This window comes from Streptococcus sp. 53, from assembly GCF_013276565.1.
GTDB lineage: Bacteria > Bacillota > Bacilli > Lactobacillales > Streptococcaceae > Streptococcus.
Window position 1 is genome coordinate 1 of the sequence record NZ_VMLG01000051.1, and the last position, 652, is coordinate 652.

5 tRNA genes are annotated in these 652 nt (G+C 46.2%); all 5 read right to left on the reverse strand.

Going from position 1 to position 652, the window contains the following annotated elements:
- Positions 1-203: 203 nt before the first annotated feature.
- Positions 204-287 (reverse strand) — tRNA-Leu (locus HT722_RS10165).
- 9 nt (positions 288-296) lie between these two features.
- A tRNA-Gln gene (locus HT722_RS10170) sits at positions 297-368 on the reverse strand.
- 13 nt (positions 369-381) lie between these two features.
- Positions 382-454, reverse strand: a tRNA-His gene (locus tag HT722_RS10175).
- Between the two features lie 14 nt (positions 455-468).
- A tRNA-Trp gene (locus HT722_RS10180) sits at positions 469-539 on the reverse strand.
- Between the two features lie 4 nt (positions 540-543).
- A tRNA-Tyr gene (locus tag HT722_RS10185) sits at positions 544-624 on the reverse strand.
- Between the last annotated feature and the right edge of the window lie 28 nt (positions 625-652).

A 652-nucleotide genomic window follows, 5' to 3' on the forward strand; every position in this document is an offset into this window, starting at 1 on the left:
CGGAACTTTGAAAACTTCAAAAAACGGATTTTTATCGCTCTGAATATCAAAAAAGAAAGGACGAAATTTGTCCTTTCTCGAGCTTAGCTTTTCTTCAACCCACTACAGTTGACAAAGAGCCAATAAAATTTGAATAACTACTATTATACCAAAAATAATACAAAAAAGGAACGAAGACTAACTACGTTCCTAACGCTATACTATACCGGCGGCCGGGGTCGAACCGGCACGTCCTTGCGGACACTGGATTTTGAGTCCAGCGCGTCTGCCAATTCCGCCACGCCGGCAAATAGTAACTGGGGTAGCTGGATTCGAACCAACGCATGAGGGAGTCAAAGTCCCTTGCCTTACCGCTTGGCTATACCCCAATAATATAAAATAGGCGAGTGATGGGGATCGAACCCACGCATGCCAGAGCCACAATCTGGTGTGTTAACCACTTCACCACACCCGCCATAATTCTATTAACACGGGCAGTAGGAATTGAACCCACACTGAAGGTTTTGGAGACCTTAGTTCTACCTTTAAACTATGCCCGTAAAATGGAAGGGGAGGGATTCGAACCCCCGAACCCGAAGGAGCGGATTTACAGTCCGCCGCGTTTAGCCTCTTCGCTACCCTTCCAAAATATATAAATGGCGCGAGACGGAAT